General features: G+C 74.3%; 20 protein-coding genes and 3 pseudogenes. 6 read left to right on the top strand and 17 right to left on the bottom strand.

Features of this window, described 5'->3' with window-relative positions:
* Nucleotides 1–17 precede the first annotated feature (17 nt).
* From OG617_RS10600 to OG617_RS10620, 5 genes are read right to left on the bottom strand one after another with little or no spacing between them, the layout of a single operon-like run.
* Nucleotides 18–1,523, bottom strand: coding sequence for a NuoM family protein (locus OG617_RS10600; RefSeq protein ID WP_405100849.1), 1,506 nt, complete (start codon nt 1,521–1,523; stop codon nt 18–20).
* Nucleotides 1,520–3,427 carry an NADH-quinone oxidoreductase subunit L gene (locus OG617_RS10605; RefSeq protein WP_405100851.1) on the bottom strand — a complete coding sequence of 636 codons (1,908 nt, stop codon included), beginning with the start codon at nt 3,425–3,427 and terminating at the stop codon, nt 1,520–1,522. The genes OG617_RS10600 and OG617_RS10605 overlap by 4 nt, the downstream gene beginning before the upstream one ends.
* The gene (gene nuoK / locus OG617_RS10610) at nt 3,424–3,804 is read right to left on the bottom strand and encodes an NADH-quinone oxidoreductase subunit NuoK (RefSeq protein ID WP_405100853.1); all 381 of its coding nucleotides are present in this window, start codon (nt 3,802–3,804) and stop codon (nt 3,424–3,426) included. Before nuoK ends, OG617_RS10605 begins: the two co-directional genes overlap by 4 nt.
* Nucleotides 3,801–4,340: an NADH-quinone oxidoreductase subunit J gene (locus tag OG617_RS10615; RefSeq protein WP_405100855.1), complete on the bottom strand. Its 540-nt coding sequence runs from the start codon at nt 4,338–4,340 to the stop codon at nt 3,801–3,803. The genes nuoK and OG617_RS10615 overlap by 4 nt, the downstream gene beginning before the upstream one ends.
* Nucleotides 4,337–4,975, bottom strand: coding sequence for a NuoI/complex I 23 kDa subunit family protein (locus tag OG617_RS10620; protein WP_405100857.1), 639 nt, complete (start codon nt 4,973–4,975; stop codon nt 4,337–4,339). Before OG617_RS10620 ends, OG617_RS10615 begins: the two co-directional genes overlap by 4 nt.
* Before the next feature lie 185 nt (nt 4,976–5,160).
* Here OG617_RS10620 and OG617_RS10625 point away from each other — a divergent pair, with 185 nt between their 5' ends.
* Nucleotides 5,161–5,736: a Uma2 family endonuclease gene (locus OG617_RS10625; protein WP_405100859.1), complete on the top strand. Its 576-nt coding sequence runs from the start codon at nt 5,161–5,163 to the stop codon at nt 5,734–5,736.
* Here OG617_RS10625 and OG617_RS10630 read toward each other — a convergent pair.
* Nucleotides 5,717–6,139: an ester cyclase gene (locus OG617_RS10630; RefSeq protein ID WP_396670363.1), complete on the bottom strand. Its 423-nt coding sequence runs from the start codon at nt 6,137–6,139 to the stop codon at nt 5,717–5,719. The two genes, OG617_RS10625 and OG617_RS10630, sit on opposite strands and share 20 nt — an antisense overlap.
* A 145-nt stretch (nt 6,140–6,284) precedes the next feature.
* Here OG617_RS10630 and OG617_RS10635 point away from each other — a divergent pair, with 145 nt between their 5' ends.
* Nucleotides 6,285–7,331, top strand: a complete 1,047-nt coding sequence (locus tag OG617_RS10635) for a glutathione S-transferase family protein (protein WP_405100861.1) — start codon at nt 6,285–6,287, stop codon at nt 7,329–7,331.
* 160 nt (nt 7,332–7,491) lie between these two features.
* Here the strand turns inward: OG617_RS10635 and OG617_RS10640 are convergent, their stop codons facing one another.
* Together OG617_RS10640 and OG617_RS10645 are read right to left on the bottom strand one after the other, a co-directional pair.
* Complete coding sequence (locus tag OG617_RS10640; protein ID WP_405100863.1) at nt 7,492–8,454, bottom strand: NADH-quinone oxidoreductase subunit H; 963 nt, start codon at nt 8,452–8,454, stop codon at nt 7,492–7,494.
* Nucleotides 8,454–9,230, bottom strand: a complete 777-nt coding sequence (locus OG617_RS10645) for an NADH-quinone oxidoreductase subunit C (protein WP_405100865.1) — start codon at nt 9,228–9,230, stop codon at nt 8,454–8,456. Before OG617_RS10645 ends, OG617_RS10640 begins: the two co-directional genes overlap by 1 nt.
* Before the next feature lie 288 nt (nt 9,231–9,518).
* Between OG617_RS10645 and OG617_RS10650 the strand changes: the two genes are divergently transcribed.
* The gene (locus OG617_RS10650) at nt 9,519–10,565 is read left to right on the top strand and encodes a glucose 1-dehydrogenase (RefSeq protein WP_405100867.1); all 1,047 of its coding nucleotides are present in this window, start codon (nt 9,519–9,521) and stop codon (nt 10,563–10,565) included.
* Nucleotides 10,566–10,592: 27 nt separating this feature from the next.
* Here OG617_RS10650 and OG617_RS10655 read toward each other — a convergent pair whose 3' ends face one another.
* The 3 genes from OG617_RS10655 to OG617_RS10665 all read right to left on the bottom strand — a co-directional run bounded on the left by OG617_RS10655 (nt 10,593) and on the right by OG617_RS10665 (nt 14,460).
* Nucleotides 10,593–11,300, bottom strand: a complete 708-nt coding sequence (locus OG617_RS10655) for a hypothetical protein (RefSeq protein WP_405100869.1) — start codon at nt 11,298–11,300, stop codon at nt 10,593–10,595.
* 5 nt (nt 11,301–11,305) lie between these two features.
* Nucleotides 11,306–12,622 (bottom strand): DUF2252 domain-containing protein, encoded by a 1,317-nt coding sequence (locus OG617_RS10660; RefSeq protein WP_405100871.1) that lies wholly within the window; start codon nt 12,620–12,622, stop codon nt 11,306–11,308.
* Between the two features lie 1,253 nt (nt 12,623–13,875).
* Nucleotides 13,876–14,460: an NADH-quinone oxidoreductase subunit B gene (locus tag OG617_RS10665; protein ID WP_405100873.1), complete on the bottom strand. Its 585-nt coding sequence runs from the start codon at nt 14,458–14,460 to the stop codon at nt 13,876–13,878.
* 236 nt (nt 14,461–14,696) lie between these two features.
* Between OG617_RS10665 and OG617_RS10670 the strand changes: the two are divergent.
* Nucleotides 14,697–15,384 (top strand): annotated as a pseudogene (locus OG617_RS10670) (SigE family RNA polymerase sigma factor).
* A 287-nt stretch (nt 15,385–15,671) separates the two neighbouring features.
* Here the strand turns inward: OG617_RS10670 and OG617_RS10675 are convergent.
* Genes OG617_RS10675 through OG617_RS10685 form a run of 3 tightly spaced genes read right to left on the bottom strand, consistent with a single transcriptional unit; the run spans nt 15,672 to nt 19,042 of the window.
* Nucleotides 15,672–17,237 carry a pyridoxal phosphate-dependent decarboxylase family protein gene (locus OG617_RS10675; RefSeq protein WP_405100875.1) on the bottom strand — a complete coding sequence of 522 codons (1,566 nt, stop codon included), beginning with the start codon at nt 17,235–17,237 and terminating at the stop codon, nt 15,672–15,674.
* Nucleotides 17,238–17,264: 27 nt separating this feature from the next.
* A complete protein-coding gene (locus OG617_RS10680) occupies nt 17,265–18,698 on the bottom strand; it encodes an MFS transporter (RefSeq protein ID WP_405100877.1) in 1,434 nt (477 codons plus the stop codon).
* 32 nt (nt 18,699–18,730) lie between these two features.
* On the bottom strand, nt 18,731–19,042 hold the full coding sequence (locus tag OG617_RS10685; RefSeq protein ID WP_396677281.1) for an MGMT family protein: 312 nt from the start codon (nt 19,040–19,042) through the stop codon (nt 18,731–18,733).
* An 85-nt stretch (nt 19,043–19,127) separates the two neighbouring features.
* Between OG617_RS10685 and proB the strand changes: the two genes are divergently transcribed.
* On the top strand, nt 19,128–20,237 hold the full coding sequence (gene proB / locus OG617_RS10690) for a glutamate 5-kinase (RefSeq protein ID WP_405100879.1): 1,110 nt from the start codon (nt 19,128–19,130) through the stop codon (nt 20,235–20,237).
* Between the two features lie 27 nt (nt 20,238–20,264).
* A pseudogene (locus OG617_RS10695) lies at nt 20,265–21,518 on the top strand (glutamate-5-semialdehyde dehydrogenase); the annotation flags it as partial.
* A gap of 19 nt (nt 21,519–21,537) precedes the next feature.
* Here OG617_RS10695 and OG617_RS10700 read toward each other — a convergent pair.
* The 3 genes and pseudogenes from OG617_RS10700 to moeZ all read right to left on the bottom strand — a co-directional run bounded on the left by OG617_RS10700 (nt 21,538) and on the right by moeZ (nt 24,062).
* A complete protein-coding gene (locus OG617_RS10700) occupies nt 21,538–21,861 on the bottom strand; it encodes a hypothetical protein (protein ID WP_405100881.1) in 324 nt (107 codons plus the stop codon).
* Complete coding sequence (locus OG617_RS10705; RefSeq protein WP_405100883.1) at nt 21,848–22,669, bottom strand: prenyltransferase/squalene oxidase repeat-containing protein; 822 nt, start codon at nt 22,667–22,669, stop codon at nt 21,848–21,850. Before OG617_RS10705 ends, OG617_RS10700 begins: the two co-directional genes overlap by 14 nt.
* A gap of 105 nt (nt 22,670–22,774) precedes the next feature.
* Nucleotides 22,775–24,062: pseudogene (gene moeZ, locus OG617_RS10710) on the bottom strand (adenylyltransferase/sulfurtransferase MoeZ).
* Between the last annotated feature and the right edge of the window lies 1 nt (nt 24,063).

Here is a 24,063-nt window from a genome sequence, read left to right on the forward strand (position 1 = left end):
GACTTCCGCTGCAGGGGTCATGGGAGCACCGCCACCAGGGCGGCCACCGGGTCGGCGGCGACACCGAGGATCAGGGCGGGAGCCAGGCCGACGGCGAGGGCGAGCAGCACCAGCGGGGCCCACGCGGTCAGTTCGGCGGCGGCGAGGCCGGGGGCGACCCGGCCGACCGCGGGGCTGGGTCGGCCGTGGGTGACCCGGCGCAGCAGCCGCAGCAGGTACGCGGCGGTCAGCGCGCCGCCGACCGCCGCCAGCACGCCCAGGACGGTCCAGAACACCCCGCCCCGCTGGATCGCGGCGACCACGGCGAACGCCTCGCCCCAGAACCCGGCCAGGCCCGGCAGGCCCAGCGAGGCGACAGCGGCGAAGCCGAGCAGCCCGGCGAGCCGGGGCGCGGTCTCCCGCAGCCCGGACAGCTCCGCGAGGGCCCCGGTGCCCGACCGGTCCTTGACCGCCCCGGCCAGGAAGAAGAGCAGTCCGGTGATCACCCCGTGCGCGATGTTGCCGATCAGCGCGGCCTGGATGCCGGTGGCGGTCAGGGTGGCCACCCCGAGCAGCACGAACCCCATGTGCCCGACGCTGGAGTACGCGATCAGCCGCTTCAGGTCGCTCTGCGCGAGGCAGACCAGGGAGCCGATCAGGATCGCCGCGACGGCGAGCACCCCGAGCACCGGGGCCGCCCAGCGGGCCCCCTCGGGGGCTACCCCGACGGCGACCCGCACCAGCCCGTACGTGCCCATCTTGAGCAGCACCCCGGCGAGCACGACGCTGCCGACGGTGGGCGCCTGAGTGTGCGCGTCGGGCAGCCAGGAGTGCAGCGGCCAGAGCGGGCTCTTCACCGCGAATGCCAGCCCGAACAGGGTGAACGCGGCGAGCTGGGTGCCCCGGGGAAGCCCGGCCCCGCCGGTCAGCGCGACCAGGTCGGCGGTGCCGGCGGCGGCCACCACGACGTACACGCCGACCAGCAGCAGCACCGAGCCGAGCAGCGTGTAGAGGGCGAACTTGCGGGCCGCCCGCCGCCGGTCCGGGCCGCCCCAGCCGGCGATGATCGCGTACATGGGGAGCAGGACGACCTCGAAGAAGCAGAAGAACAACACCAGGTCGAGGGCGAGGAAGGTGCCGAGGATGCCGACCTCGACCACCAGCAGCAGCGCCACGAGGGCCCGGCCGCTGCCGCCGCCGTCGGGCACCTTCCACACCGTGTACGCGCAGCAGAGCAGGGTGAGCAGCGCGGTCAGCACCACCAAGGGGTACGAGATGCCGTCCACGCCCAGGTGGAAGCGCAGGTCGAGGCCGGGCACCCAGGACAGGTCGAGCTGGTGCCAGGGGCGCACGGCCGGGGGCGGCCCGTAGCCGGTCCAGAGCTGGTCGCCGGCGACCAGCGCCACCGTGACCGCCAGGGTCAGCCCGGCCGCCGCCGTGCCGACCAGGCGGGCCGCCCGGTCCCCGGGGACGGCGGCGACCACGGCCGCGCCGACCGCAGGCACGGCCAGCGCCGCGACGAGCAGGACCTGTCCGAGCGTCATGCGGCCCCTCCGATCAGCACGGCGGCCAGCCCGATCAGCAGCGCGCCGGCCAGCACCCCCGCCACCGCCCGGGGCAGCGCGGCGCGGTGCAGCCCGGCCAGTGCCCCGCCGAGGTCGCGTGCGCCCCGGGCGGTGCCCTCCACCGCGCCGTCGATCACCAGTTCGTCGCCCGCGCGGGCGGCCCGGGCCAGGGCGGTCACCGGGCGTACGACGAGGGCGCGCTGGACGTCGTCGAGCCGGAAGCCGGCGGCGAACAGCGGCCCCAGCGGGCCCAGCGCGCGGGCCGGGTCGGCGGTCCGGTCCCGCCGCCAGCCGGCCCAGGCCAGCCCCGCGCCGAGGGCCAGCAGGGCCAGCGGCAGCAGCAGGGCCGGGCCGAGATGCACCAGCTCCCCCTCGCCGACGGCGAGCCGGTCGGTGAACGGGGGCAGGAACGCGGCCAGCCCGAGCAGGGCGGCCGGGACGGCGAGCAGCAGCACCGGCCAGCGCATCACTGCGGGCGGGTCGTGCGGGTGGACCAGCGGCATCCGGGTCTCACCGAGGAACGCACGCAGCAGCAGTCGGGTGGCATACCAGGCGGTGACCGCGACGCCGGCCAGCCCGGCCAGCCAGACCAGCCAGCCCACCCAGGCGGGGGCCGGGCCGGCCCCGTCCAGCGCGGCGGCCTCGGCGACGGCGAGCACGCCGTCCTTGCTCCAGAAGCCGGACAGCGGGGGGACGCCGGCCAGCGCGCCGAGGCCGATCGCCGTGCACCAGAAGGTCACCGGCATGGTGGCGCGCAGGCCGCCCATCCGGGACATCAGGGTGGTGCCGACGGCGTGGATCACCGCCCCGGCGGCGAGGAACAGCAGCGCCTTGAACGCGGCGTGGCTGAGCAGGTGGAACAGCGCGGCGGTGGGTGAGCCGACGGCGAGCGCCCCGGTCATGTACCCGATCTGGGAGACCGTGGACCAGGCCAGCACCCGCTTGAGGTCGTCCTGGGCGGTGGCGGCGAGCGCGCCGAGCAGGAGGGTGACCGCGGCCATCACCCCGAGCACGGCGAGCGCGGCCGGGGCCCGCTCGAACAGCGGGTAGAGCCGGGTGACCGCGTACACGCCGGCCGCGACCATGGTGGCGGCGTGGATCAGCGCGGAGACCGGGGTCGGGCCGGCCATCGCGTCGGGCAGCCAGGTGTGCAGCGGGAACTGGGCGCTCTTGCCGGCCACCCCGGCGAGCAGCAGCAGGCAGGCGGTGGTCAGCATGCCGGCGGAGTGGTCGTGGGCGAGCACGTCGGCGATCCGGAAGCTGCCCGCCGAGACGCCGAGCAGCGCGATGCCGAGCAGGAAGCCGACGTCGCCCACCCGGGTGACCAGGAACGCCTTCATCGCGGCGGCCGGCGCCTCGGGCAGCCGGCGGTCGTGGGCGATGAGCAGGTAGGAGCAGAGGCCCATCACCTCCCAGCCGACCAGCAGCATGATCAGGTCACCGGCTACCACCACCAGCAGCATCGCGGCGGTGAAGAGGCTGATCTGCGCCGCGTACGGCGGGTAGCGGTGGTCGACCTCGACGTCGTCGTGCGGGCCCCGTTTCAGGTAGCCGACGGAGTAGACCTGCACCGCGAGGGCCACCGCCGCGACGGCGACCGCGACCAGGGCGGCGGCGCCGTCGAGCCGGACCCCGAGGGTGACCCGCAGCCCGCCCAGGTCGACCCAGGTGGTCGAGGTCTGCACCGGCTGGCCGACGCGGACCAGCAGGACGACCGCGATCAGCAGCGCCCCGGCCGCCCCGGCCACGCCGAGGCCGATCGCCGCCCGCCGGGCCGGGTCCTCCCCGGTGGTCGCGCCGCGCGGCGAGGGCGGCAGCAGCAGCCCGACCAGGCCCGCCACCAGGGGTACGGCCGGCAGCAGCGCGCCGAGCAGGCCGGTCACCGGGTCACCTCGCCGGCCGACGCGCCCGGGGTCGCCGCCGCGCCCGCCCCGGACGGCGGCACGGTCGGCGGCGGCTCGGCCAGCGGCACCTCGTCGACGGCGACGCTGGCCCGCATGCGGTAGAGCTGGAGCACGATCGCCAGCCCCACTCCGATCTCGGCGGCGGCCAGGACGATCACGAAGAGGGCGAAGACCTGGCCGGCGTGCGGGAGCTGCGCCCGGACCGTGGTGTCGGCGGTGACCAGGACCAGGTTGACCGCGTTGAGCATCAGCTCCACCGCCATCAGCACCAGCACCGCGTTGCGGCGGCGCAGCACGCCGTACACGCCCAGGCCGAACAGCAGGGCGGCGGTGACGTACGGGATGACCGGTCTCACCGGCGGCCCCCCGCCGCCGGCGCCGGCCGGTCGGCCGCGGGGCGGCCGATGTCGGGGCGGGAGAGCACGATCGCGCCGACCAGGGCGGCCAGCAGCAGCACGGAGAGCACCTCGAACGGCAGCACCCAGGAGCCGAACATCTGCTCGCCGAGGCGCTCGGCGGTGCCCGGCTCGGGCAGGTCGACCCGCGTCCAGCGGAACGCGTCGACCAGCAGGGCGGCCAGCCCGAGGCCGGCGCCGCCGCCGATCAGGGCGGCCGGCCAGCCTGGTCGGTCCAGGTCGTCGGAGGCGCCGATCGGGGCGCGGGTCAGCATCACCGCGAACAGCAGCAGCACCACCACGGCGCCCACGTAGATCAGCACCTGCACCCAGGCCACCAGCTCGGCGGTGAGCACCAGGTAGAGGCCGGCCAGGGCGCCCAGGCAGACCACCAGGTAGAGCCCGGCCCGGACCAGGTGCCGGGTGGTCACCACGAGCACCCCCGCGCCGACCGCCACCGCGCCGAGGGCGAGCAGCAGCACGTCCACACCGGTCACGAGGCGCCACCCGGCTCGGGAGCACCCGGCTCGGGAGCACCCGGTCCGACCGCACCCGGTTCGGGGGCGGCGGGCTCGGGGCGTACCCGCGTGGGGGCCGGACGGGCGGCGGGGGCGGCCGGGACGGCGGCCTTGCGCGCGGCGGTGGCCTCCTCCTTCGCCGGCTCGCCGTTGCGGTCGTGCGCGGGCGGCGGTGGGACGGTGCCCATCCACTCGCCGAGGTGGTCCTTGTCGTGCAGCAGGTTCTTGATGTCGTACTCGGCGTACTCGAACTCCGGCGACCAGTAGAGCGCGTCGAACGGGCAGACCTCGACGCAGATGCCGCAGTACATGCAGAGCGAGAAGTCGATGTCGAACTTGTCGAGCACGTTGCGCTGGCGGGGACGGGCGGCGCCCGGCACCGCCACCTCCTCCTTGTGCGAGTCGATGTAGATGCACCAGTCCGGGCACTCGCGGGCGCAGAGCATGCAGACGGTGCAGTTCTCCGCCAGCAGGGCGATCACCCCCCGGGACCGGGGCGGCAGCTCGGGGGCCACGTCCGGGTACTGCTGGGTGGTCGAGCGGCGGGTCATCGTCTTCAGCGTGACGGCCAGCCCCTTCGCCAGCCCCTCGCCGGGCACGCTCCGCTCGCTCACGCCGCCACCCCGCTTCGCCCGCCGACGCCGTGCGGCGCCCTCCCGCCGAGCTGGCCGACCCGCTCGCTCCGCTCGCTCATGCCGCCCATCCTGCCCTGTGCCCCCGGCGCGCGCGACCACCACCCGGCGCATTGCGGCGGTACGGTGACCGCGGGGAGAACGACGCACCGGGAAGGACCTTTCCCATGACCGCCGCGCTGCAGAGCGACCAGCCGCCCGAGGGCGGGTGGACGACCGACGACCTCGCCGCGCTGCCCGAGGACGGTCGCCGCCGCGAACTGCTCGATGGAGTGCTCCTCGTGTCCCCCTCCCCCACCCGCGTGCACCAGACCATCGCCGGCCGGCTCATGGTCGCGCTCGAAGAAGACTGCCCCGACGAGTACGACGTCACCCAGGGCGTCGAGGTGCGCATCAACCGCACCCGCTCCTTCATCCCGGACGTGCTGGTCACCACGTCGGTCGCGGCGCGGCGCCAGCCGTCGCGGTACGAGGCGCACGAGGTCGTGCTCGCGGTCGAGATCGTCTCCCCCAGCACCCTCTCCATCGACCGGGTGCTCAAGCCCGCCCTCTACGCGCAGGCCGGCATCCCGTACTTCTGGCGGATCGAGGTGGAGGACGACGGGTTGGTCGTCCACACGCACAGGATCGACCCGGTGGACGAGGTCTACACCGAGACCGGGCGCTGGACGAAGGTCGTGGACACCGGCGAGCCGTTCCCGGTCAACCTGCCGGTCGGCCGGATCACGCCCCGGCACCTGTGACCGGCGGGAGCACCTCGACGCCGAGCTGCTGGAGTAGCTGGAACAGCTCGGTGCAGTGCCACACGTCGGCGATCCGCCCCGCCGGGTCGAAGCGCAGGAACGACGCCCCCGAGAAGCTGACCACCTGGCCGGTGGGTGGCACCGGCCCGAACGCGCCGGCCTGGGTGCCGGCGGCCCGCCAGTGCACGGCCACCCGCTCCTCGGACGCCACCACGTCCACGGTCTTGTAGCGCAGGTCCGGGAAGGCCGCCCGCCGCTCCCGGTGCCAGGCCAGCGCGGCCTCCGGGCCGGTCCCGCCCAGCCCCGGGCACTCCGCCGCGACCAGCTCGTACGCGGACTCCTCGCGCCGGCCGTTCCACACGTCGGCGATGAAGCGTCGGGCCGCCGCCTCCACATCGTTCACCCGGGCAGCCTAGCCACCATGGACCGGCGGCCCCGGGGCACGCGGGTCCGCGTCCGGGGGCCACCCGGACCCGGACCCCGCCCTCAGGCCGGAAATCGGCCAAGATGGGACGGACGGAGACGACCGGCGGGCACCAGGAGGCGACGTGGGCAACGAGGGCAACGAGGCAGAGGCGACGACCGGCGGGAAGTACGTCGAGCCCGGCAGGGAGTTCACCCGCGACCAGCGGTACATCGCCACCCGGATCACCACCGACGGGCGGGACGGCTGGCCGGTCGAGCCGGGCCGGTACCGGCTGGCGGTCAGCCGCGCCTGCCCCTGGGCCAACCGGCTGATCATCGTGCGCCGGCTGCTGGGCCTGGAGGACGCCATCTCGATGGCCGTGGCCGGGCCGACCCACGACGCCCGGAGCTGGACGTTCGACCTGGACCCGGGCGGGCGGGACCCGGTGCTCGGCATCGAGCGGCTGGCCGACGCGTACTTCACCCGGTTCCCCGGGTACGAGCGGGGCATCACCGTGCCGGCGATCGTGGACGTGCCGACCGGGCAGGTGGTCACCAACGACTACGCCCGGATGAGCCTGGACCTGTCGACCGAGTGGACGGCGTACCACCGCGAGGGCGCGCCGGAGCTGTACCCGGAGCGGCTGCGCGACGAGATCGACGAGGTCAACGCGGTGGTCTTCGCCGACGTCAACAACGGCGTGTACCGGTGCGGCTTCGCCGGCAGCCAGAAGGCGTACGAGAAGGCGTACCACCGGCTGTTCGACCGGCTGGACTGGCTGGCCGAGCGGCTGGCCGGGCAGCGGTACCTGGTCGGGGACACGATCACCGAGGCGGACGTGCGGCTGTTCACCACGCTGGTCCGGTTCGACCCGGTCTACCACGGCCACTTCAAGTGCAACCGGCAGAAGCTCGCCGAGATGCCGGTGCTGTGGGCGTACGCCCGGGACCTGTTCCAGACCCCCGGGTTCGGCGACACGATCGACTTCGACCACATCAAGCGGCACTACTACGAGGTGCACCGGGACATCAACCCGACCGGGATCGTTCCGCTCGGCCCCGACCTGGCCAACTGGCTCACCCCGCACGGCCGCGAGCAGCTCGGTGGCCGCCCCTTCGGCAACGGCACCCCGCCCCCACCCCCACCACCCACCGAGCAGGTCGACCCAACCCACACCCCCCTCCCCTGACCCCACCCCGCTCCCCCGCCCCGCTCCCCCGCCCCTCCTCCCCCGCGATCTTGCACTTTGGGCCCCCGTGATGCACCTTTCGCACCTTGTGCCGGGGCCGCAACTGCAAGATCGCGGGAGAGAGGGGGTGGGTGGGGAGGGGGTGGGGGTGGGGGGTGGGTTAGAGGGTGATGCGGATGGCGGCCGTCAGGACGAGTTGGGCCAGGGAGGCGGGGACCAGGACCAGCCAGCAGAGGCGCTGGAGCTGGTCCTCGCGCAGCCGGGGGTACGCCACCCGGAGCCAGATGATCACGAACGCGACGGCGAAGACCTTGAGCAGCGTCCACAGCCAGCCGAGGTGCTCGTCGGCGAACGGGCCCCGCCAGCCGCCGAGGAAGAGCACGGTGGTCAGCGCGGCGATCACCACGATGCCGACGTACTCGGCGAGCAGGAAGAACGCGAAGCGCAGGCCGGTGTACTCCGTCATGTACCCGAAGACCAGCTCGGAGTCGGCGATCGGCATGTCGAACGGGGGCCGCCGGATCTCAGCCAGCCCGGCGACGAAGAAGACGATCATCGCGGGCGCCTGCCAGAGCAGCCACCAGGGCCGCCACGCCTCGACGATCCCGGACAGGCTCAGCGTGCCCGCCGCCATGGCCACCGACGCGGCGGCCAGCACCAGCGGCAGCTCGTAGCCGAGCAGCTGGGCCGCCCCGCGCAGCCCGCCCAGCAGGCTGTACTTGTTGGCCGACGCCCACGCCGACATCAGCACCGCCAGCACGCCCACCCCGACCACGGCCAGCACGAAGAACAGGCCGATGTCCAGCGGCTGCCCGACCAGGTCACCGGGGCCGAGCGGGATCACCAGCAGGGCGAGCAGGTACGGCACCAGGGCCACCACCGGGGCCAGCCGGAACACCGCCCGGTCCGCCTCGCGCGGGGTGACGTCCTCCTTCTGCACGAACTTGACCCCGTCGGCGACGAGCTGGGCCCAGCCGTGGAAGCCGCCCGCGTACATCGGGCCGAGCCGGCCCTGCATGTGCGCCATCACCTTGTGCTCGGTCTGCCCGACAACCAGCGGCAGGACGAGGAAGGCCGCCAGCACGCCGACCACCCGCAGGACGGCCTCCAACCAGTCGGGCATCAGGCCGTACCTCCGTTCCCGCCGGCGTCGTCGCCCGCCGAACCCGAACCCGGTCCCGAACCGGGGTGGGCCGGTGGCTCGGCCGGGGCGGGGGCGGCGGGGCGCTCGGCCGGGGCAGGGCGGGCCGGGCGTTCCCGGGCCGGTCGGGCGGGCGTGCCGCCGCGCGGCCCCTCGCCGACCCCGGCCGCGCCGGCGGGCGTCGGCGTCGTCCCCCACTCCCCCGGAGCCGGTACGCCCGGCGGGCGGATCGGGCGCCGACCACCGCCGGCCCCGGACTCGCCGGGCTCCTTCGCGCCCGGCCAGGGCTTCGCCACCCGGGAGGCGAGCACGAACTCCTTGCGCAGCGGGTGCCCCTCGAACTCCGGCGGCAGCAGCAGCGGCCTCAGCTCGCCGTGCCCGGGGAAGTCGACGCCGAACATCTCGTACGTCTCCCGCTCGTGCCAGGCCGCGCCCGGGTAGAGGTCGACGACCGAGGCCACCCGTGGCTCGTCCCACGGGACCCTGGTGCGCAGCAGCAGGCCGTGCCGGTGGCCGGTCGACCAGAGGTGGGACACCACCTCGCAGCCGTCGGCGACCTGGTCGACGGCGGAGAGCCAGTCGAAGAAGTCGCAGGCCAGGTCCGCGTCGTCCCGGGCGGCGGCCAGCGCGTCCCGCCAGCTTGCCGGGGGTACGTCCACGGTGGCCCGGGCGTACGCCTGGCCGCCGGAGACCGACGCGGTGGCCTCGACGGGGGCGAGCAGCGCCACCAGCCGCCGGCCGACCTCTTCCGGAGTCATGCCGCTGATCCTATGGCCGACGCCGGCCACCCGCGGCGGGCCGCCCCCGCCGCGGGCCACACGGGTCCTCGTGCGGTGGACCGGATGGCCGCTTTGCCCGGCGGCGGCGGACCGGATCGCCGCTTTGCCCGGCGGCGGCCGGCCGGATCGCCGCTTTGCCCGGCGGCGGCCGGCCGGATCGCCGCTTTGCCCGGCGGCGGCCGGCCGGATCGCCGCTTTGCCCGGCGGCGGCCGGCCGGATCGCCGCTTTGCCCGGCGGCGGCCGGCCCGGCGGGGAAAGATGAGGTCGTGCGCGCCGTGACTGTCACCCCCGGGGTCCCGAACTCACTGCGCCTGGTGCACGACCATCCCGAGCCGCCCGCCGAGGAGGGCGCGATCCTGGTCGAGGCGCTCGCGGTGGGGATCTGCGGCACCGACCACGAGATCGTCGCCGGGGACTACGGCGAGGCCCAGCCCGGCGCGTCGACCCTGGTGCTCGGGCACGAGTCGCTGGGCCGGGTGCTGGAGGACCCGAGCGGCACGCTGCAACCCGGCGACCTGGTGGCCGGCATCGTCCGGCACCCCGATCCGGTGCCCTGCCCCAACTGTGCGGTCGGCGAGTGGGACATGTGCCGAAACGGCGAGTACACCGAGCACGGGATCAAGGCGCTGCCCGGCTTCGCCCGGGACCGGTGGCGGGTACAGCCGAGGTTCGCCGTCGGCCTGGACCCCGCCCTGGCCCCGGTCGGGGTGCTGCTGGAACCGACCTCGGTGGTGGCGAAGGCGTGGGACCACATCGAACGGATCGGCGCCCGCGCCGAGTGGCAGCCGCAGACGGTGCTGGTCACGGGGGCCGGGCCGATCGGCCTGCTGGCGGCGCTGTTGGCCACCCAGCGCGGGTTCTCCGTACACGTGCTCGAACGGGCCACCACCGGGCCGAAGCCGGACCTGGTCAGGGCGCTCGGCGCGACGTACCACACGGAGTCGGTGGCGCAGCTCGACTTCGATCCGGACGTGATCGTTGAGTGCACCGGCGCGCCGGTGGTCGTGCTGGACGCGATGTGCAAGGCCGGGCCGACCGGGATCATCTGCCTGACCGGGGTGTCCAGCGGCGGCCGGCGCATCGAATTCGACGCCGGGGCGCTCAACCGGGAACTGGTGCTGGAGAACCACGTGGTGTTCGGCTCGGTGAACGCCAACCGCCGCCACTGGGACCTGGCCGCCGAGGCCCTCGCCCGGGCCGACCCGGCCTGGCTGAATTCGCTGATCACCCGGCGGGTGCCGGTGGAGGCGTACGCCGAGGCGTACACCTCCACCCCCGACGACATCAAGGTGGTGCTCGACTTCACCGCCTGAGCGGGTGATCCCGCCCGGGGCACGGGGTCACCGCGGCCGGGCGGAACCTCGGCGACGCAGCACGGACGCCTTGTGCAGCCGGTAGTTCTCACCCGCGGCGAGCGCCTTCAACAGCTCACCCGTGCCGAGCAGCACCTCCAGCAGGGCGCCCTGGAGCACGTTCCCCTCCACCCCGTCCGACAGCACCTCGGCGATCCGCCGCAACTCGCCGACGACCCGGTCCAGGTCCGGTTCCGCCACCACGTCGAAGGCCTTCTCGAAGGCCGGCACGGAGCGGGTGATCAGCCGGTCCAGCAGGCGGAGCAGGACGTCCAACTGCTCCCGGGAGACCGCTTCCGGCACCCCGTGCTCGTTGACCAGTCGCAGGGTCCTGAAGTACAGCTCGTCGTCGAGCAGCGGACCACCCCGGCGCCAGGGCTGGCGCGGCAGCACCGCCCCCTCCAGCAGGAACCACCTGTGCACGTCGGTCACGTCCTCGGAGACCCGTCCGACGGCGTCGCCCATCACCGGCGACCACCGCCGCACGTACTCCCGCCGGAGGAAACGGCTGACGCCGAGGGTCACCACCAGGGCGCTGCTGGAGAAGCCCGTCATGCCGGACAGGACGTTGACCAGGTAGGGGTGGTTCTGCATGTTGTCGCCGGCGAACGTCTCCCAGCCGACGCCCACCACGAAGCTGGACAGGGCAATCGCGAACAGGCTCCAGGCAACCGACCGGGGCAGACGGGGCGGCACTGCCGTCAGATGCCGGGCAGGCGGCCGTTGCGGAACAGGTCGACGAAGAGCTGGTGGTCCTCGCGGGCCCGCAGCCCGTACGCGTGCGAGAACTCGACCAGCCCGGTGACGAACCCGTCGGGGTCGGCGTCCACCGCGGCGACGATCGCCTCCTCGGTGGAGTAGTCGACCAGGTCGTGGCTGGACTCGTCGTCGGCCACCGAGTGCATCCGGGCAACCGCCCGGCCCAGGTCGGCCAGCACCCCGGCCAGCTCCTCCGGCTCGTTGACGTCCGCCCAGTCCAGGTCGGCCGCGTACGGGGAGACCTCGGCGACGAGCTGCCCGGCCCCGTCCAGCTCGGTGAAGCCCAGCCACGGGTCGGCGTGCGCCTGGAGCGCCCGCTGCGACTCGGCCGTACGGTGCCCCTGGTGCCGGAAGTAGCCGCGCACCCGCTCATCTTCGATGTGCCGGGCCACCGCGGGCACCTGGGCCTGCTTCATGTAGATGACCACGTCGTTCTCCAGCGCCTGGGTGTGCCCCTCCAGCAGCAGGTTGTACGACGGCAGCCCGGCCGAGCCGATGCCCACCCCCTTACGCAGCACGACGTCCTTGATGTGGGCGGAGACCGGGCGCAGCCGGGCCGAGGACTCGGGCAGGGTGCCCAGGTAGTCCTGGAAGGCGGCGCAGACCTTGGCCCGGGTGTCGTCGTCGATCTCGAAGACCCCGTCGCCGAGGGAGAACCGGCGATCGTAGTTGTCGACGGTGGTCTGCGCGGCCAGCAGGTCCACCCGGGTGTTGAGCCGGGCCTGCTGGAGCACCCGGCGCAGCACCCCGTCGGCGTTGTCCAGGGTGATCGAGCCGATCGCGTCGTCCCCGCCGGCGGCGATCGCCCCCAGCTCGGTCAGGTACGACCGGGCGAAGCCGGTGACCAGGTCGCTGATCGCACGGTCGGAGAGCGCCTTGGCGTACCCGAGCAGGGCCACGCTGGCGGCGAGGCGCCTCAGGTCCCAGGAGAACGGCCCGACGTACGCCTCGTCGAAGTCGTTGACGTTGAACACGAGCTGCCCGGAGGCGTTCATGTAGGTGCCGAAGTTCTCCGCGTGCAGGTCCCCGTGGATCCACACCCGGCTGGTGCGCTCGTCCAGGAACGCGTCGTCGGCGAAGTCGCCGCGCTGGTCCGCGTAGAAGAGCGAGGCGCTGCCCCGGTAGAAGGCGAACGGTGAGGCGGCCATCTTGCGGAACTTGCGGCGGAACGCCGCCGGGTCGAGCGCCATCGACGCGCCGAACTCCTCGGTGAGCACGTCGACGATGAAGGCGGAACGCTGGTCCGCAGACTGGGTCATGGACCGCAGGCTAGCCCTTGTCCGCCACCGGGCTGCCTACCCAGGGCGGCCGGCCCAGCCGGTGAAGCGTTCGGCCAGCCTGGCGGGCGGGACGACCTCAGCCAGTTCCGCGGCGGCCTCCACCTGAAGGGCGGCGAGGTGGATCAGCAGGCCGACGCGATTCCCCCTGTACTCGGCGAGGAGGCGCAGCTTCGACGGGGAGCAGGGCCAGACGATGCCGCACGCCCGGCAGCGCCAGGTGGGACGGCTCGGAAGACCGCCTCGCTGCGGGCGTCCAGCTCGTACGCCTCGACCCAGGTCCAGCCGTGGTACGTGTGCCGGTCTGCCAGTTCCCGAATCACCCGCACGACGATCGGGCGGACGACTGCGGGCTCGCGTCGCGGGTCAGGTGCAGCAGATCACCCGCCCTGATCGCGCGGGCCGTCACCAGTGGCCCCCGTTCCGTCGGACGCATCTGGGATTCCGCCGAGGTCCGGGCGTACGCCGGGCGCACCCGACGCCTGGTGGACGAGGAGCCCTAACGCGCTCCCCTCCCTCCCCTCGCCGTCGTTCCCACTCCTGATGCGTCGATCTTGCACTTAGCGCCCCCACCGAGGGTCTTCCACCCCATTTGTCCGGGCCATAACTGCAAGATCGCGCAGAATGGGTTGGGATGGGGTGGGTGGGGTTAAGGACCTGCGGCGAAGTCATCGTTGCAGCCAACCCGTTGATGGCGACGATGTGCGCGGTGGCGTGGGGGTGCACGGCAGCCTGTCGCGGCGTGATCGTTTGCTGATTTGTGAGGCGACACGCCGGGCGAGTTCTCCAAAATCAGCAGACGATCGTGAAGTCCCACCCCCGGGGGCGGGGGCGGGGGCGGGAACGCCGACGCCGACGTCGTCGCCGACCGGCGGGCAACACCGCTAGCGCCCCCTTTGCTCTGCTGCCCCCTGTGCAACGCTCGCGGAGCGTGACGGTTCTGCCGACCCCTCGTGCCGGGCCCCGACGCGAAGCGGCTGCGCGATGCTGGTGCTGCGGCGATGCTGGTGCTGCGCGGCGGTGCTGGTGTTGCGGTGGCGGCAGCAGAGCAAAGGGACGAGGTGCCATTACCCGCCTGGCACCCCGGCCGCTTGGACGGCTGGCCCGCTGTCCCACCTCACACGCCCACCCACATCGGCCAGGGCCTGCACCATGGTCAGGGCCTTCGCCGCAATTTGTCGATCGAGCCGCAGCTATCGCACTCACACCCACGACGGTGGATGTCGATACAGGCCCTAGTCGGCTGGGGGACGGACCGGCGGGGCGGTCAGCGACTCCACCGGGCGTGGCGGGTGCGCGCTGGCCGGTGGCACGGGTGCGTCAGCCGGGGAGGCGAGCGGGTCGGGGCGGGCGACTCCGCCGAGGCCGGACTGCTCGGCGGCGATCTTCTCCTGGAGGCGCAGGATGGCGTGCAGCAGCGCCTCCGGGCGCGGCGGGCAGCCGGGCACGTAGACGTCGACCGGGATGAGCTGGTCGACGCCCTTGGTCACCGAGTACGAGTCCCAGTACGGGCCGCCGCAGTTGGAGCAGGCGCCGAACGAGATGACGTACTTCGGCTCGGGCATCTGGTCGTAGAGCCGCTTGATCGCCGGGGCCATCTTGTCGGTGACCGTGCCGGAGACCACCATCAGGTCGGCCTGGCGCGGGCCGTGGGCGAACGGGATCACCCCGAGCCTCATGAAGTCGTGCCGGCCCATGCTGGTGGCGATGAACTCGATCGCGCAGCAGGCCAGGCCGAAGTTGAACACCCAGAGCGAGTAGCGACGGCCCCAGTTCAGCACGAACCGGATCGGCTCTCCCAGCACTCCCGGCAGCTGCACGACCGGCCCCCTCTCTCCCCGCGCCAGTCAACCACAGCCGCCACCCCGGCCGACCGGTCGCTCCGCCGCCCCGGGCCGCGAACGAGCCGACGCGCGAACAAGCCAGCGGGCGAACAAGCCAGCGGGCGGCCGTGGACCGCCTCGCGGGTGGCCGAGGGCTGTCAGGTAGGCGACGGGTCTGCGCTGCAACCGTTCGGCGGGGTTGGCGGTGTCTTCCCCGTAACACCGCCGACCCGATGACCTCGACAGACGCGCGACCGCGGGTCTCCCCACGGCCGCGCACCCCTCCCGCCCCGGCGGTGCCTGCAACCCCGGAGCGACCGACGATCGAGGTAAGGGCCGTGGTGGCAGACAGTGCTGCTCCGGGTTTCGACGAGGTCTATCGCCACCACTTCCAGCCGCTGGTGGTGCAGCTGTACGCGTTCGTCGGCGACATGGGCGAGGCACAGGACCTGGTACAGGAGGCGTTCAGCCGGGCGTGGCCCCGCCAGGACCGGATCGCCCACTACGACGGACCCCGTCGGGTGGGTCCGGCGGGTGGCGTGGAACACGGCGATCAGCCGGTGGCGCCGGCTCCGCCTGGCCCGGATGTTCACCCAGCGCCAGCGGCCGAAGGTGGTGGACGGCCCTGGCCCGGACCGGGTCGCGCTGACCGCCGCCCTCGCCACGCTCCCGACCGACCACCGGCGGGCGGTGGTGCTGTTCTACCTGGCAGATCTGACCGTCAACGAGATCGCCGAGGACTGCGGGGTGGCTCCGGGCACGGTCAAGTCCTGGCTGCACCGCGCCCGGACCGCACTGGCCGCCCACCTCGGCGACGTCGAGCCGGCACGACGGGGCGGCCTCGACGGCGGGGAGCCCACTCGACGGGGCAACGGCTCCGCCGTGGCCGCCGACGGCCCCACCCGAAGGACGGTGGACTGAGATGGATCCTTGGCCCCAGGAAACCGACCGGCTGGTGGGTGCCTTCGCCGAGCTGCGCTCCGCCGGCATGCGTCGGGTCGCCGCACCCGACCCGGACGTGCCGCGCCGCCGGGCGTACCGGCGGTTGCGCAACCGCACCGCCGCTCCGGCCGTCGCCGCAGCGGTCGTCCTGCTGGCCGGGACGGTGGCGGCGGGCCCCGGCTTGCGGGGTGACCGGGGCGGGGCCGGTCGCCCCTACCGTCACGAAGGGACCGGGTGGGCCGGTGCGGCTCGACCGGGGAGATGCCTCAGTACGTCGGGCGTTGCAGCAGCCCGACGAACTCGACCAGCAGGCGTTCCCGCAGGGCCGGCGGGGCGGCGTTCAGCAGGGCGTTGACCGTGGCCGTCCGGTCCGGAACCGCCCCGCCCGCGCCCGCCCCGCCGTCGGCCGGACCGCCGGAAGCCGGACCGCCGGAGACCGGACCGCCGGAGACCGGACCGCCGGAGACCGGGCCGCCGAGGCCGAGGCCGGCGGCCAGGCCGGCGACCAGCTCCGGGGTCAGGGCGTCCGGGGTCAGGGTCGCGGCGAGCGCGGTCAGCTCGGGGGGCAGCTCGACCGGCCCGGCGGCCCGGGCCGCCGCCACCGCGTCGGCCAGGTCCGGGCCGAACTCCGCCACCCGGGGGGCCACCGAGGCGGTCACCGTGAGGTGCACGCTGGCCGGCAGCTCGCCGTACGTGAGCTGGGGCTGGGTGTGCCAGCCGCGCACGGTCAGCTCGTCGACCAGCACGAACAGGTCCAGCCCCGGGTCGACGGAGGTGAAGCAGACCACCGTCGACTCGGGCTCGGCCATCAGCCGCAACCCGTCGACGCCCCGCACGGCGTCGGCGAGCCCGGCCACCGCGTCCCGGGTGGCTCCGGCCAGCCGCAGGTAGCCGTCCTCGCCGAGGTGGCGCAGGGTGGCGTACGCGGCGGCGATCGGCCCGCCGGAGCGGGTGGAGGCGATCACCGGGTTGATCATGGTGTACCCGGGCCAGTCGGCGTACGCGAAGTACTGCGGGGCGCGCAGCCCCGGTTCGCGGTGCAGCAACACCGAGACGCCCTTCGGGGCGTACGCGTACTTGTGCAGGTCGACCGAGATCGAGGTGACCCCGTCGACGGCGAAGTCGAACGGCGGCACCGGGGCGCCGAGCCGGCGCAGCCAGGGCAGGGTCCAGCCGCCGAAGCAGGCGTCGACGTGGCAGCGCACCCCGGCAGCCTCCGCCACCGCCGCGATGTCGGCGACCGGGTCGATCACGCCGTGCGCGTACGAGGGGGCGGAGCAGACCACCAGCACGGTGTCGGGGCGGATCGCGGCGGCCACGTCGGCGGCCGACGGGCGCAGCGTGTCCGGGTCGACGGGTACCGGGTCGAGGGCCATCCGCAGGTAGTGGGCCGCCTTGGCGAACGCCGCGTGCGCGGTCACCGGCACCGCGATCCGGGGTTCGGCGACGTCGGGGCGGGCGTCCCGGGCGGCCTTCACGGCGAGGATCAGCGACTCGGTGCCGCCGCTGGTGACGCTGCCGACGACGTCCGGGGCGGTCGTGCCGGGGCCGCCGCCGAGCAGCCAGGCCGCCGCCCCGACCAGCGCGTTCTCCATCGCCAGCAGGGACGGGAAGGCGGTCGGGTCGAGCCCGTTGACGTGTGCGCTCCCGGCGTGGGCGGCGGCGGCCAGCTCGTCCAGCCCCGGCACGGCGGGGTCGTACACGTACGCGAACAGCCGCCCCCCGTGCGTCGGCCGGTCCCCCTCGCGCAGCCCCCGGATCTCCCGGAGCACCCGCTCGGCCGGCACCCCGCGCTCCGGCAGCGCCCGGCCGGTGTCCTGGTCGTCGATCATCAGGTGGTGGTGCCCTTCTCGTGGCGGTCAGCGGCTTTTCTCCCCCAGCACAACTCCATGATCGGCGGAGCGGTGCGTGGGGGCGGCGGTGGTCAGGTCGGCCGGGGTGAGGGTGTAGTGGCGCAGGAGGAGCAGGGGCGGGGCCACCAGGAGGGCCGGCAGGATCGTGAAGCCGAGCAGGACGCCGAGGCGGGCGGTGTCGGACTGGGCCGCCGCCGCGCCGGTGTCGGACGAGACGTAGCCGCTGAGGTGGAGGACCAGGCCGTAGACGCCCGGGCCGAGGGCGAGACCGAAGGTCTCCCCCGCCGTCCACAGGCCGGTGAACACGCCGGCCTGCCGACGGCCGGTGCGGGCGGTGTCGTACGCGATGCAGTCGGGCAGCATGGCCAGCGCGAAGACCTGCTGGCCGGCGTAGCCGACGCCGATCACCGCGACCACCAGGTAGACCGCGACGGCCGGCAGCACCGGCGCGGCGACCAGCGCGATCGCGCCGGCCGCGAGCAGCACCGACGCGGCGATCAGGGCGGCCCGCTTGCCGACCCGGGCGCCGACCCGGGTCCACAGCGGCATCACCAGCAGCGCCGGCCCGACGAAGCAGGCGAACAGCACGGTCGGGCCGGTGTCCGGGTCGCGCAGCACCTGGCCGGCGAAGTAGCTGACCCCGGCCAGGATGGTGGCCACCCCGGCCGACTGGATCACGAAGCAGACCAGCAGCGCCCGGAACGGCCGGTTCCGCCCGGCGACGGCGAGCTGGGCGCGCAGGGTCGGCTCGCTCTCGCCGACCGTGCCGGTGGGCGCGCCCCGGGTGCCGAGGAACGCCCCGACCGCGCCGAGCACGATCAGCGCGGCGACGAACAGGCCCATCCAGCGGTGCCCGGGGACGCCGTCGCCACCGGCGGTCACCACGGCCGGGGCGACCGCGCCGGAGACCAGGATGGCCACCGCCAGCACCGCGATCCGCCAGCTCATCAGCCGGGTACGTTCCGCGTGGTCGTCGGTCAGTTCGGCCGGCATCGCCACGTACGGGACCTGGAAGAAGGCGAACGCCGTCGCGGTGGCCAGGAACGCGACGGCGACGTACCCGGCGGCGGCCGGGCCCGACCCGAACGGGGCGGCGAAGATCGCGGCGAACAGCACGGCGAGGGCGAGCCCGCCGAGCAGCAGGTACGGCCGGCGGGCCCCCCAGCGCGACCTGGTCCGGTCGGAGATCCGGCCGACGACCGGGTTGACCAGCACGTCCCACGCCTTCGGCAGGAGCACCAGCAGGGCCGCCGCCCCGGCGGCGACGCCCAGGGTGTCGGTCAGGTACGGCAGGAGCAGCAGCCCTGGCACCGTGCCGAAGGCCCCGGTCGCCAGGGAGCCGAGCGCATAGCCGACGTGCACCCGGCGGGGCAGCCCGCCGTTCACCCGGCGGGTCGGCTCCCCGGGCGGCGTGCCGGGTCCGGCCGGCGACAGCGTCATGACGCCGAATGTTACTCACGTTATGGCCGGGGTCACATCCCCTCTTCCGGCGACCAGCTCGCCGCCATGTCCACCCCGGAGGGACGCAGCGGGGCGCCCTCGGCGCGCAGCCGGGCCCGCGCCTCGACCTCGTGGCCGGGCGGCAGGCGGCCGGCGGAGTTCACCACCCGATGCCACGGCACCCCGCCCCCGTGCCGGGCCATGATCGACCCGACCAGCCGCGCCGACGCCCGCCCCGAGCGCTCGGCGAGCGCGTCGGCGACCGCGCCGTACGACATCACCCGGCCCGCCGGGATCCGCTCGACGAGGTCCAGCACCGCCTCGACGTACTCCTCAGGTGTCACGTCCGCCACTCCTCAACCCGTCCCGACCGGCCAGAGTATGGGAACCGCGGCGGTGGCGGCGGGACCGACCGCGCAGAATGGGCGGGTGCGCGAACCAGTCACCTCGGCCCGGCGGATCGTCGTCAAGATCGGTTCGTCCTCGCTGACCACGGCGTCCGGCGGCCTCGACGACGCCCGGGTCGACGCGCTGGTCGACACCCTCGCCGCGCTCGCCACCGCCGGCCGCGAGGTGGTGCTGGTCTCCTCCGGCGCGATCGCCGCCGGGCTCGCCCCGCTCGGCCTCACCCGGCGCCCGCGCGACCTGGCCACCCAGCAGGCCGCGGCCAGCGTCGGCCAGGGCCTGCTGATCGGCCGGTACGCGGCCGGCTTCGCCCGGCACGACCTGACCGTCGGGCAGGTGCTGCTCACCGTCGACGACGTGACCCGGCGGGCGCACTACCGCAACGCGTACCGGACCCTGCGCAAGCTGCTCGACCTGCGGGCCGTGCCGATCGTCAACGAGAACGACACGGTGGCCACCGAGGAGATCCGGTTCGGCGACAACGACCGGCTGGCCGCCCTGGTCGCCGCGCTGGTCCACGCCGAGCTGCTGGTGCTCCTCTCCGACGTCGACGCGCTGTGGACCGGCGACCCGTCCCGGCCCGAGTCGACCCGGATCACCGAGGTCCGCGACGAGCGGGACCTGGCCGGCGTGCAGGTCGGCGGGGCCGGCCGGGCCGGGGTCGGCACCGGCGGCATGGTCACCAAGGTCGAGGCGGCCCGGATCGCCACCGGCTTCGGCATCCCCGTGGTGCTCACCGCCGCGCCGCTGGCCGCCGGGGCGCTGGCCGGCGAGGAGGTCGGCACCCTGTTCCACGCCGGGCGGCGGCGCCCCACCGCCCGGCTGTTCTGGCTGGCCCACGCCACCACCCCGCGCGGCCGGCTGCACCTCGACGAGGGAGCGGTCGCGGCCGTGGTGGGCCGGCGCAAGTCGCTGCTGCCCGCCGGGATCACCGCCGTCGACGGAACGTTCACCGCGGGCGACCCGGTCGACCTGGTCGACGCCGGGGGCGCACCGGTCGCCCGGGGACTGGTCAACTACGACGCCGTCGAGCTGCCCGGCCTGCTCGGCCGGTCCACCGGCGAACTCGCCGCGGCCCTCGGCCCGGCGTACGAACGTGAGGTCGTCCACCGCGACGACCTGGTACTGCTGTAGGCAGGGGCCTTTCCCCCACACCGTGAGGAGTACGTGATGAGCGTCGACGAGCAGGCCCGGCGGGCCCGGGACGCGGCGGAGGCGCTGGCCGTCGCCACCCGTACCGTCAAGGACGGCGCGCTGGTCGCGATGGCCGACGCGCTGGTGGCGCGTACCCCCGAGATCCTGACCGCGAACGCGGCGGACCTGGCGGCCGGGCGTGCGGCCGGGCTGAGCGCGGCCGTGCTGGACCGGCTCGCCCTCGACGCGGGCCGGGTGGCGGGCATCGCCGACGCGCTGCGCGAGATGGCCGCGCTGCCCGACCCGGTGGGCGAGGTGGTCCGCGGCTCGACCCTGCCCAACGGCCTGGAGCTGCGGCAGGTCCGGGTGCCGTTCGGGGTGGTCGGCATCATCTACGAGGCCCGCCCGAACGTGACCGTGGACGCCGCCGGGATCTGCCTGAAGTCCGGCAACGCGGCGCTGCTGCGCGGCTCCTCCTCGGCGGCGAACTCCAACGCCGCCCTGGTCGCGGTGCTCCGCGACGCCGTCGCCGACGCGGGCCTCCCCGCGGACGCGGTGCAGCTGCTCGACGCCTCCAGCCGCGACTCGGTCAAGGAGCTGATGCGCGCCCGGGGCCTGGTCGACGTGCTGATCCCGCGCGGGGGCGCGTCGCTGATCCGCACCGTCGTCGAGGAGTCGACCGTGCCGGTGATCGAGACCGGGGTGGGCAACTGCCACGTGTACGTCGACGCCGCCGCTGACCTGGCCAAGGCCGTCGCGATCACCCTCAACGCCAAAACCCAGCGCCTGTCCACCTGCAACACCGCCGAGTCGCTGCTGGTGCACGCCGGGATCGCGGACGCGTTCCTGCCGGCGGTGCTGGCCGCGTTCGCCGAGGCCGGGGTCACCGTGCACGGCTCCCCCGAGGTCGCCGCGCACTCCGACGCGGTGGTGCCAGCCACCGACGAGGACTACGCCACCGAGTACCTGTCGGCCGACATCTCGGTCGCCGTCGTCGACTCGCTCGACGCGGCGGTCGCGCACATCCGCCGGTACGGCAGCGGCCACACCGAGGCCATCGTCACCGACTCCCAGTCGGCGGCCCGGGAGTTCGTGGCCCGGGTGGACGCGGCGGCGGTGATGGTGAACGCCTCGACCCGGTTCACCGACGGCGGCGAGTTCGGCTTCGGCGCGGAGATCGGCATCTCGACGCAGAAGCTGCACGCCCGGGGCCCGATGGGCCTGCCCGAGCTGACCAGCACCAAGTACGTCGTGACGGGCGACGGCCACCTGCGGGGGTAGGCGCGGTGCGCGGGCCCGGTCAGCGACGGCGACGGCGACGGCGACCCGACCGGCGGGGCTTTTCGCGCTGACCGCGGGGGCGTCGCCGGCCCGCCGTACCCCCGGCCGGCGGCAGCGCGCCCTCGCCCCAGAACCGCAGCGCCACCAGCGGAGCGGCGACCACCAGGAAGACCAGTAGCTGGAACCAGGCGTACTCCAGCAGCTCCACGTCCCAGGTTCGCCAAACCACCAGCAGGACGACGGCGAGCACCGCGAACACCAGGAACATGAGCAGGCCGCCGTACCGGCCGACGAACCGCCGGAAGCTCCCGCCGTGGGCGGCGGGCGGGTCAGCGGCAGGCACGGATGGCCGCGAGGGTGGTGTGCACGTCGAAGTGGTGGCCGTCGTCGCTCTCCCAGCCGCCGTCGCTGCGCTGGGTCCCGGCCAGCCGGCGCCGCGCCGCGACCAGAGTCCAGTGCTGCTCCTCGACGCCGACCCGGCGCAGCGCGGCGGCCAGCCAGGCGGCGTCGGCCGGGGAGATCCCCGGCATCCGGTCGGCGAGCACCACCTGGATCCGGGCCGACTCGTAGAACATCTCCTGCCGGTGGAACACCGCCGCGCTGAGCCAGCCGACGGCCAGGTACGACGGCCAGGTGCCGTCCGGCTTCAGCTCGGCGCCGAGCGCCTGGGCGGCGGTGTGCACCACCCCGGCGTACCCGCCACCGACCCGGCGGTCCAGCGGCCCGGCGGCGCGGGCGTCCAGGCCGGCCACGGTCAGCCAGAAGGCGGCGGTGGCGGTCAGATAGAGGCGGGCCTCGGGGTCGCCCGGCCGGGCCCACGCCGGGGAGGCCTCCGCCAGCGCGGGAGCCTCCTCCCAGCAGCCGTCGGCCTGCTGCCGGGACGCCAGCCAGTCCAGTGCCCGGCGGGCGGCGGGACGACCGAGGGCGCCCAGGTCGTCCAGCTCGGCGAGGCGGAAACAGGTGGCGTCGACCGAGGCTACGTCGCCGCCCCAGACCGCCGGCCAGCCGCCGTCGGGGGTCTGGCCGACCTCGGCGATGTCGAGCAGCTCCGGCGACGGTGCGGCCCCGGCGCGCAGCCAGGACAGCCGGGCGCGGTCCACCGCGTCGCCGTGCGCCACCACGAAGCCGATCGCGGCTTCCAAGTCGACCACGGCAGCCACGCTACCGGCGTAAACGCGATCACGCCTCGGACGGTCGGCCTAGCGACAGGAACGGGTAGGTGCCCCTTCCGTCGGGAAGGGGCACCTACGCCAGGCTCAGTACGCGGGGAGCGAGGGATCGATCTGCTTGATCCAGGACAGCACGCCACCCTGGACGTGCACCGCGTCGCCGAAGCCGGCCGCCTTGAGCGCGGCGAGCGCCTCGGCGGACCGGACGCCGGACTTGCAGTGCAGCACGATCTGCTTGTCCTGCGGCAGCCTCGCCAGCGCCTCGCCGGAGATGATCTCGCCCTTGGGGATCAGCGTCGAGCCGGGGATCCGGACGATCTCGTACTCGGCGGGCTCGCGGACGTCGACCAGGAAGAAGTCCTTGCCTGCGTCCTGCCACTCCTTGAGCTCGGCCGCGGTGATGGTCGCGTCGACGACGGCCTCCTGGGCCTCCTCGGAGACCCCGCCGCAGAAGTCCTCGTAGTCCTCCAGCAGGTCGGTGACCGTCGGGTTCTCGCCACAGAGCACGCAGTTCGGGTCCTTCCGGACCTTGATCTTGCGGTACTCCATCTCCAGGGCGTCGTAGACCATCAGCCGGCCGACCAGCGGCTCCCCGATCCCGGCGAGCAGCTTGATCGCCTCGTTGACCTGGATCGAGCCGATCGACGCGCAGAGCACGCCGAGCACGCCGCCCTCAGCGCAGGAGGGGACCATGCCGGGCGGCGGGGGCTCCGGGTAGAGGCAGCGGTAGCAGGGGCCGTGCTCGGCCCAGAACACCGACGCCTGGCCGTCGAACCGGTAGATCGACCCCCAGACGTACGGCTTGCCGAGCAGCACCGCCGCGTCGTTGACCAGGTACCGGGTGGCGAAGTTGTCGGTGCCGTCGACGATCAGGTCGTAGCTGGAGAAGATCTCGCGGACGTTGTCCCGGTCCAGCGCGGTGTTGTGGATCTCCACGTCGACCAGCGGGTTGATCTCGCGGATCGACGCGGCGGCGGACTCGGCCTTGGACCGGCCGATGTCGGAGACGCCGTGGATGATCTGCCGCTGGAGGTTCGACTCGTCGACGGTGTCGAAGTCGATGATGCCGAGCGTCCCGACGCCTGCGGCGGCCAGGTACATCAGGGCCGGCGAGCCAAGGCCGCCGGCGCCCACACAGAGCACCCGGGCGTTCTTCAGTCGCTTCTGCCCCTCGACCCCGACGTCGGGGATGATCAGGTGGCGGGAGTAGCGACGGATCTCGTCAACGGTCAGCTCGGCGGCGGGCTCGACGAGCGGGGGCAACGGCACGGTGGACTCCCCGGGATCGGCGGTGGCAACCGCGCCATTGTTGCTCGCCGCGGCGGCTTCGGCCATGAGCAGGGCCACGTCGCCCGAAATGCGGGAGCGGGAATATC

This window comes from Micromonospora sp. NBC_01412 (genome assembly GCF_045040215.1).
Classification (GTDB): domain Bacteria; phylum Actinomycetota; class Actinomycetes; order Mycobacteriales; family Micromonosporaceae; genus Micromonospora; species Micromonospora rubida.

What these genes read in the sequence shown, in the direction of transcription:
- OG617_RS10600 (WP_405100849.1), bottom strand. Translation starts at nt 1,523, where the DNA reads ATGACGCTCGGACAGGTCCTGCTCGTCGCGGCGCTGGCCGTGCCTGCG.
- OG617_RS10625 (WP_405100859.1), top strand. Translation starts at nt 5,161, where the DNA reads ATGACCGCCGCGCTGCAGAGCGACCAGCCGCCCGAGGGCGGGTGGACG.
- OG617_RS10640 (WP_405100863.1), bottom strand. Translation starts at nt 8,454, where the DNA reads ATGCCCGACTGGTTGGAGGCCGTCCTGCGGGTGGTCGGCGTGCTGGCG.
- OG617_RS10645 (WP_405100865.1), bottom strand. Translation starts at nt 9,230, where the DNA reads ATGACTCCGGAAGAGGTCGGCCGGCGGCTGGTGGCGCTGCTCGCCCCC.
- OG617_RS10660 (WP_405100871.1), bottom strand. Translation starts at nt 12,622, where the DNA reads ATGACCCAGTCTGCGGACCAGCGTTCCGCCTTCATCGTCGACGTGCTC.
- OG617_RS10675 (WP_405100875.1), bottom strand. Translation starts at nt 17,237, where the DNA reads ATGATCGACGACCAGGACACCGGCCGGGCGCTGCCGGAGCGCGGGGTG.
- OG617_RS10680 (WP_405100877.1), bottom strand. Translation starts at nt 18,698, where the DNA reads ATGACGCTGTCGCCGGCCGGACCCGGCACGCCGCCCGGGGAGCCGACC.